The sequence below is a fragment of the Mycolicibacterium arseniciresistens genome (assembly GCF_030519285.1).
Lineage (GTDB): Bacteria > Actinomycetota > Actinomycetes > Mycobacteriales > Mycobacteriaceae > Mycobacterium > Mycobacterium arseniciresistens.
Genome location: NZ_JAUMSQ010000353.1, coordinates 1 through 7474, shown reverse-complemented (window position 1 = coordinate 7474; position 7474 = coordinate 1). Strand labels below are relative to the sequence as shown.

Annotated in this window: 8 protein-coding genes; 2 read left to right on the top strand and 6 right to left on the bottom strand. The window is 69.7% G+C overall.

Annotated elements, in window-relative coordinates; translation table 11 throughout:
* The 4 genes from Q2100_RS28140 to Q2100_RS28125 all read right to left on the bottom strand — a co-directional run.
* On the bottom strand, positions 1 to 1207 hold a 1207-nt coding region (locus Q2100_RS28140), incomplete at its 3' end, for an MlaD family protein (protein WP_302916689.1).
* Position 1208: 1 nt separating this feature from the next.
* Complete coding sequence (locus Q2100_RS28135) at positions 1209 to 2063, bottom strand: MlaE family ABC transporter permease (protein WP_302916688.1); 855 nt, start codon at positions 2061 to 2063, stop codon at positions 1209 to 1211.
* Positions 2060 to 2911: an MlaE family ABC transporter permease gene (locus Q2100_RS28130; protein WP_372503785.1), complete on the bottom strand. Its 852-nt coding sequence runs from the start codon at positions 2909 to 2911 to the stop codon at positions 2060 to 2062. The genes Q2100_RS28135 and Q2100_RS28130 overlap by 4 nt, the downstream gene beginning before the upstream one ends.
* Positions 2912 to 3375: 464 nt before the next feature.
* On the bottom strand, positions 3376 to 4023 hold the full coding sequence (locus tag Q2100_RS28125; protein ID WP_269896935.1) for a TetR/AcrR family transcriptional regulator: 648 nt from the start codon (positions 4021 to 4023) through the stop codon (positions 3376 to 3378).
* 47 nt (positions 4024 to 4070) lie between these two features.
* Here Q2100_RS28125 and Q2100_RS28120 point away from each other — a divergent pair, with 47 nt between their 5' ends.
* Together Q2100_RS28120 and Q2100_RS28115 are read left to right on the top strand one after the other, a co-directional pair.
* A complete protein-coding gene (locus tag Q2100_RS28120) occupies positions 4071 to 5300 on the top strand; it encodes an oxygenase MpaB family protein (protein ID WP_302916687.1) in 1230 nt (409 codons plus the stop codon).
* A 61-nt stretch (positions 5301 to 5361) separates the two neighbouring features.
* Entirely contained in the window at positions 5362 to 6192 is an 831-nt protein-coding gene (locus Q2100_RS28115; RefSeq protein ID WP_407667709.1) for an oxygenase MpaB family protein, read from the top strand.
* On the opposite strand, the gene Q2100_RS28110 is transcribed toward Q2100_RS28115, so the two are convergent.
* Both Q2100_RS28110 and Q2100_RS28105 read right to left on the bottom strand, forming a co-directional pair.
* Complete coding sequence (locus Q2100_RS28110; RefSeq protein ID WP_302916685.1) at positions 6189 to 6821, bottom strand: TetR/AcrR family transcriptional regulator; 633 nt, start codon at positions 6819 to 6821, stop codon at positions 6189 to 6191. The two genes, Q2100_RS28115 and Q2100_RS28110, sit on opposite strands and share 4 nt — an antisense overlap.
* A partial coding sequence (locus tag Q2100_RS28105; protein ID WP_302916684.1) for an SDR family NAD(P)-dependent oxidoreductase occupies positions 6818 to 7474 on the bottom strand: 657 nt, incomplete at its 5' end. The genes Q2100_RS28110 and Q2100_RS28105, both read right to left, overlap by 4 nt.

Here is a 7474-nt window from a genome sequence, read left to right as displayed (position 1 = left end):
GCCCGACGGCAACCAGGTTGCCGCTCGGGCCGACGACGGTGCCCGGCGGCGGCGCCAGGTCCTTCGGCGGCTGGTAGTTCTGTGGCAGCAGGGTGTCGGGCAGTTCGGGCCGGGTCGGCACCAGCGGTGCGGTGTAGCAGCTGGGGCCCTTGAGCTCGCCGTACTGCGGGCAGTCCGCGCGGCTGTAGGTGTAGCTCGGCGTGAACGACAGGTTGACCCGCATGTTGCCGGTGTCGAGGTGCGGCATCCACACCTCGTCGAAGAACTTCTTCGACAGGCCGTCGAGCTTGACGAAGGCCGGCACCCAGTGGTGTGAGGTCTGCGCCAGGTTGCCGATCACCGGGGTGAGCTCTGAGGTGATGCGCACCAGCCGGTCGCTGTGATTGGCCAACGCCGTGTGGGTGGTGCCCATGGTGTGGGTGCCGCCGTCGATGAGGTCGGTGAGCTGCGCCCGCTGCTCGACGAGCACCTGCATCGGGCGCACCGCCTGGTGCAGCGCGTCGAACAGGTCCGGCGCGGTCTGCTGCAGCCCCCGGGTGGCATCGATCAGCGCCGACACCGTCGAGGGGCTGTCGACGTCGGTGGTGACGATCGTGTCGAGTTCGTCGATGAGCCGGCTCAGTTGCGCGCCGCCGGTGAGGAGTTCGACGCGGCGGTTGTCGGTGGCCGCTCCGACGGCGGCCAGCAATCCGACGGTCTTGTCCTCGCGGCCCCGGCCGGTCGCGGCGAGGATGTCGCGCAGCTTGCTGATCGTCGTCTGGAACAGCACCGTCGGCAGCTCGACGTCCTCGGGGATGCGGGCGCCTTCGCGGATCGGTGCCGCCGGCCCGCGGTCGACGAGCTGCACCGACGACACGGCGAAGACGTTGCTCGGCACCACGCGCGCGGTCACAGTCGCCGGAATGGCCTGTGCATAAGCGGCGTTCAGCGCGATCTGCACGTGATTCGGCCTGCCGTCGGCGGCGGGGACGACGCTGTCGACCGAGCCGACGAGGACACCGTGGTACTTGACGTCGGACCGCTGCGGCAGGCCGTCACCGACGTTGACGAGATCGGCGACGACGCGGACGTAGTCCTCCAGCCTGCCGGTCGACTTGATCAACAGGACACCGGTGACCAGTGCGGCGACCACCAGCACCGCGACCCCGCTGCCGGGCAGTTGGCGGTCCGACGGTCCGCGGCCGTCGAGTTCGTAGGAGTTGGCCACCTCAACCACCGAACCTGGCGCCGGAGTCGACGCTCCACAGCGCCATCGTGAGCAGCATGTTGACCATGATCACGACCGTGATGCTGGCCCGCATGCCATGTCCCGCAGCGACTCCCACGCCTTCGGGGCCGCCGCTGGCGTAGTAGCCGTAGTAGCACTGCACCGTCGAGGCGATCCAGACGAAGATGATCGTCTTGAGCAGCGAGTAGGCGATGTCGCGGCCGGACAGCATCAGCGAGAAGTAGTGCAGGTAGGAGCCGGTCGACCCGCCGCTGATCACCTCCACCACCGCCTGAGTGGTGAGGTAGCTGACCGCCAGGCACAGGACGTAGAGCGGGATGACCGCGACGACCGAGGCCAGCAGACGCGTGGTCACCAGGTACGGGATCGGACGGATGGCCAGCGAGTCGAGCGCGTCGATCTCCTCGGCGATCCGCATCGATCCCAGCTGGGCGGTGAACCGGCACCCGCCCTGCGTTGCGAAGGCCAGCGCGGCGGCGATCGGCGCGAGTTCGCGGGTGTTGACCAGTGAGGAGATGATGCCCGTCGCGGGTCCGAGGCCGAGCAGGTTGAGGAAGTTGTAGCCCTCGATGCCGACGAGCGCGCCGACGGTGATGCCGAGCACCACCGCCACGCCCGCGGTTCCGCCGCCGACGACGAGTGAGCCGTTGCCCCAGGCGATGTCGGAGAGCAGGCGGACGAACTCCTTGCGGTACAGCCGCAGTGCGTGCGGTATCGCCAGCAGTGCGCGGACGAAGAAGACCAGCATGTGCCCGAGCCGCTGGACCGGTGCGGCGGCCCGTCGGGACCATCGGATCAGCGAACCCAGGAACGGGGTGTAGGTCGACGCGGTCACAGCCCGGTCCTAGGGAAGAGCATCGCGTAGAGCTGGCTGATGGCGACATTGACGATCATCAGCACCAGGATCGATTCGACGACGGCGGCATTGACGGAGTTCGCGACGCCCGTGGGTCCGCCCACGGTCGACAGTCCCTTCTGGCAGGACACGATCGCGACGATCGCGCCGAACAGCACGGCCTTGATGAGGGCGAGGACCATGTCGCCTGTCGTCGCGAACGACGCGAACGTGGCCACGAAGCTGCCCGGTGCGCCGTTCTGGAAGTAGACGTTGAACAAATAGCTGGCAAGGAACCCGACGAAACAGACCACCCCGGTGAGCGCGACACCGATCATGATCGCGGCCGCGAACCGCGGCGCCACCAGGCGACGAATCACCGAGACGCCCATCACCTCCATCGCGGCGGTCTCTTCGCGCATCGTGCGGGAGCCGAGGTCGGCGGTGATTGCCGAGCCGACGGCCGCGGCCATCAGCACGGCGGCCACCAAAGACGCGGCCTGCCGGATCACGGCCAGGCCGCTCGCCGCGCCCGCCAGCGAGGTGGCGCCGACCTGTCCAGCCAGCAGGGCGAATTGGATGGACAGCGTGACACCGATCGGCAGCGCGACGAGAACCGTTGGCAGCACCGCGGTTCCGGCCATGAATGCGCCCTGACGGATGAACTCCTGCCAGCGGAACCGGCCGGTGAGCACGTCGACGACGAGGCTCTGGATGGTGCGCACGCCGAGGACGAACTGCTCGCCGACCGTGTGCAGCGACGCAAGCGGGTGCCGCCTGACGTAGCCGCCGGCCCAGTCCTCGATGACGTCGAGACCGTCGGTGCGATCGCCGCGCGCCAGTGTCAACGTCCCTCCCCCGATAGGAGACCCCGGCCGGTGTGCCGGCGTTCGACCTCGCGGCGGCACCGTCGGCAACCGCCTCGCCACGCTAAGACCAGCGATCCGACCGCGTCAACCCTTTGTCGAATATTCATTCACATAATGGCGCCGACGAGTCTGCGCCGAGCCGTCGGGCCCCGTCGTCTCCGCGCCGGAGTCCACCGTTAGAGCGCAAGAGGGCAAATAGCCTGGGTATGGTGGCCGACCCTGTATACCGTGGATGACTGCGGTGAACAGCGCAGAAGCGGAGTATCAACAGCGTTCGGCGCGGCCGAGGCAAGGTCGGGCGGCGCGCGGCCGGTTACATGGCGCCTTCGGCACCCAGGCCGCACCCAGCCCAGCTGTCCGCCGTGGAGATCAGTATCCACGTTAACTTTCTCGGGCGGGGTGAAATCGTGGGCTCGGATTGCACTCGCGTTCGCGGGCGACGGCTACGGGAAGCAGTCCTCCGGCGGCGTCGGCCATGGACGCAGGTAGTTCAGCGCCATCACGGTGATCTCGTCGATGAACGTGTCCCGGTCGATGGCCGGCTGATCGAGGATGTACCGCACACACAGGTGCTCGACCATCCGCACCAACATCCACGCCGCGGTCTCGAACGTGGCGTCCGGCCGGACGACGCCCTTGTTGATCGTCAGATACGCCACGGTCAGCTCACCGATACGCTGCTCGAACGCGAGCAACTTGCTGCCCGAACCCAGCCGCGGCGTCTGTTCCATCACCGCCCGCAGGAAGTCGGGGTGTACGTCCAGGGCGTCGAGGAGCGCGGCGATGGACTCCCGGACGTAGTGCGGCGCCGGCTGGTCCAGCCGTTCGGAGACCCTGGCGGCCACCCGGGCGGACAGCTGGTCGCTGTAGCGGTCGATGACCGCCGCGGCGATGGCGTCCTTGTTCGGAAAGTACTGGTACAGCGATCCAGGACTGATGCCGGCGGCCGCGGCGATGCGGTTGGTGGAGGCGCCGTCGTACCCATGGGCGATCAGCATCTCCTGCCCGGCGTCGAGGATGCGGTCCACCATGGCGCGGGACCGGTCCTGCCGAGGCATGCGCCGGGGTGCGGGAGTTGACTTCTGCGCCATCAGAATGCGAATTGAATGCGAATGATCGCTCGTGTCAGCATGAAGTCATGCTCGCACACGATGTGTCCGCCGCACACCCCCGCCGGTTCATGGAGGCACCCCGGCGCAATCGCCGTCTCGGGAGACCGCTGCGGATCCTGACCAAGACGGTGCGCCCGGACCAGCAGCTGATCGACCGGATCGGGCAGCGGCTCATGCATCGCGACGAAGTCGGCGCGGAACTGGTGGCGGCGATGCACATCACGGACGCCGCCAACCCCGACCGCGTCACCATGGGACAGTTCCACCAGGCCCTCGACAGCGGTGTGCACACCGTCGCGGACTGTCCGCGGCCGCTGCGCGACTTCTTCGCCGCCGTCGAACGCGTCCCGGCGTGGGTCGACTTCGATCTCGTCAACGAGGGCGCCGCGGCGTACCGCCGGCTGGGCACCAACGCGGCGGACGTGATGCTGCAGCTGTCCCTGATCGGCGGTTACCGGTTCGGCGGTCCGACCGACCTGCTCGTCGAGACGGGCGGGTTGACCGGCCGGAAAACCGTACGCCGCCTTGCCGAGACGCAGAAGTGGGCGGTGGCGGTGTCACAGCCGGACGCGATGCGCCGGAGCGGGGAAGGCTTCAAACTGACCGTGCACGTGCGGGCGATGCACGCGCTCGTCAACCACCAGTTCGAGACGAACGGACGCTGGGACGTCGCCCACTGGGGCCTCCCGATCAACCAGACCGATCAGGCCGCGACCCTGGGGTTGTTCAACGGGGCGCTGCTGCTGGGCGTGCGGCTGCTCGGCGTCCGGGTCAGCGGCGCCGAGTCGCGGGCCATCATGCATCTGTGGAAGTACGTGGGCTGGCTGCTCGGTGTCGACGAGGACTGGTTGTGCGACAACGAGGCCGCACAGCACCGGCTCAACTACCACATGCTCATCACCCAGTCGGGCGTGAGCGAGGCGGGCCCGCCGCTGGCCAATGCGATCGTCGACGCGCAGCGACTCCTGCACTACCCCAACCTGGCGGGGCTGCGCGGCGCCTACCACCGCGCCCGGCTGCTGAGCATGCTGAGCTACTTCCTGCGCAGCGAAGGCATGGGCGACCTCGAACTCCCCCGCGCGCTGCCGTGGGCCGTCGCACCGGTGATCGCGAAGAACGTCGTTCGCTACCAACTTCTCTCGCGTACCCGGGCTGGCCGCGACCACCTGGAGCGGTGGGGCGTCCGTAGCAGTGAAAGGCTGCTGGCCAAATACTTCGGGGAGCAGCAGCACGGTGTCGGCGAACTCGCCGCGTGACGCCGCGGCGGCAGCGCGCGAACTCGGACCCACCTCCCTGCTGTGGCGGTGGGCGGGCGACATGCGCATCGCCTTCGAGGGCGGCACCGCCGGGCTGCTGCAGACCATGCACCCCGCGATCGGGCAGGGACTGATCGACCACTCCGACTTCTTCGACGACCCCGTCGACCGGGTGTTCCGGTCGCTACCCGGGATCCTGGGCACTGTCTACGAGGGGCCGACGGCGGAGGCGACCGGTGTGCGGGTGCGCGACTTCCACCGGGACATCGAGGGCGCGATGCCCGACGGCGGCCGCTACCACGCGCTGCAGCCGGAGACCTTCTGGTGGGCACACGCGACGTTCCAGCGCATGGTCGACCGGATCGCGTCGCACTGGGACCGGAACCGGGTGACGGCCGCCGAGAGCCGGCGACTTTATCTCGAGGGGTGCGAGTGGTACCGCCGCTACGGCATGAGCGGGAGCGTCGTGCCGCCCGACCGCGCGGCCTTCGAGGACGAGGTCGAGCGCTACTGCCGGGACGTGTTACGGCCGAATCCCGCTTCGGACCACCTGATCGAGTTCATCAACCGGCGTTCGATCCCCGACATGAGCGCGTCACCCTTCTACCCCGCGCATCCGCGCCTGCGCCCACTGACCGACGTGCTGCTGCCCAGCAAGCCGGTGCGCACCGCGCTCGCGCCCCCGATGCGGCTGGTCATCTTCGGCGGCCTGCCCGCCATGGTCCGGCAACGGTTCGGGATCCGCTGGAGCGCAATGGACGAACGCCGCTACCGCGCGGTCCGCGCTGCCGTCCGCGCGGGATGGCCCTACGTACCCGCCTCCCTGCGCTGGTATCCCGCGGCCCGCAAGGGTTGGCTGCGCGAGCTCGGCCACGTGCCGCGTGAGGCCTAGCCGGCAGCGGCCTCGAATGCAGCGAGCGCCGCGGTGACCTCCGGCGCGAAATCGATGTCCTGGTCCAGCACCGCGGCGGTGCGCAGAGTGGCGGCCAATGCGGCCGCGGCGAGTTCGACGAGCGTCTCGGCCGGCACGTCGCCGTGGTCGATCCGGTCGATCATCATCTCGTCGAGGTGGCCGACCCACCCGTGCATCGCGGTGCGCAACACCGCGGGCACCGGCTCGGCGATGCCGAGCGCGAACAGGATCCGCTGGGCGCCGGCCCATCGGAGCCGCTCCACGGCGGCCCTGTGGTCGGCGTCGGCGCCCAGCGCTCCGCGCAGCAGTGCCACGAAACTGTCGGCGTACGAGTCGATGTAGGCGATGTGGCTGCGCAGCGCGTGCCGAAGCTGCTCCGTCAGCGGCGTGCCGTCGGGCAGTGCCGCCGACTGGACGGCGGCGATCTCGACCGCGATCTCGTTCATCACCGCCATGTACAGGCCGCGCTTGTTCTCGAAGTGGTGCGCGATCAGCCCGTAGGCCACCCCGGCGGTCTTCGCGATCTCCGACGTGGTCACCTGGTCGTAGGGCCGCGTCGCGAATAGCCGGCGCGCGGCGTCGACGATGAGCCGGCGCCGGTCGGTCAACGCCCGCTCCGGGTGTCGATGCGACGGCTGCCCACGGCGGCCACCAGACGGCCGATGGCGGGAAACTCCAGCGGCGCCAGCGCATACCGCGGGTGCACCACCCGGCCGGTGCCCCGCTCGAGCGCGCGCACCACCGCCGCCGCCGTCGTCGCCGGGGAGACGGGCGGCAGGAGTCGCGGGGGCGCGCCCTTCCACGGCAGCTCGTCGACGTCGCGCAGCGCGGTGTCGGTGGAGCCGGGGATCACCTCCACCACCCGAACGGCCGTTCCGGCCAGCTCGTGCCGCAGCGACCGGGTGGCCTGCGCCAGCGCCGCCTTGGACGCCGCGTAGTAACCCAGCAGCGGCAACGGCACCGACTGGATCGTCGAGGTGACGTTGACCACCACACCGCCGCCCGCGGTGTGCATCGCAGGCAGCAGCGCCGCCGTGAGCGCCAGCGGGGACCATAGGTTCACCTCGAACAGCGCCCGGGCGGACACCGAGTCGGCGATGGCCGACTCGTGCCCGATCAGGCTGGCGCCCGCGTTGTTCACCACGACGTCGACAGTGCCGCCGAAGGCGTCGAGCGCCGCGCGGCCCAGCGCTGCGGCCGCGCCGGGTTGCGCGAGGTCGGCCGGGAGGGTGTGCGGCCGCCGGCCGCCGGTCGCGCCGAT

What these genes read in the sequence shown, in the direction of transcription:
- Q2100_RS28120 (WP_302916687.1), top strand. Translation starts at nt 4,071, where the DNA reads ATGCTCGCACACGATGTGTCCGCCGCACACCCCCGCCGGTTCATGGAG.
- Q2100_RS28125 (WP_269896935.1), bottom strand. Translation starts at nt 4,023, where the DNA reads ATGGCGCAGAAGTCAACTCCCGCACCCCGGCGCATGCCTCGGCAGGAC.
- Q2100_RS28115 (WP_407667709.1), top strand. Translation starts at nt 5,362, where the DNA reads ATGCGCATCGCCTTCGAGGGCGGCACCGCCGGGCTGCTGCAGACCATG.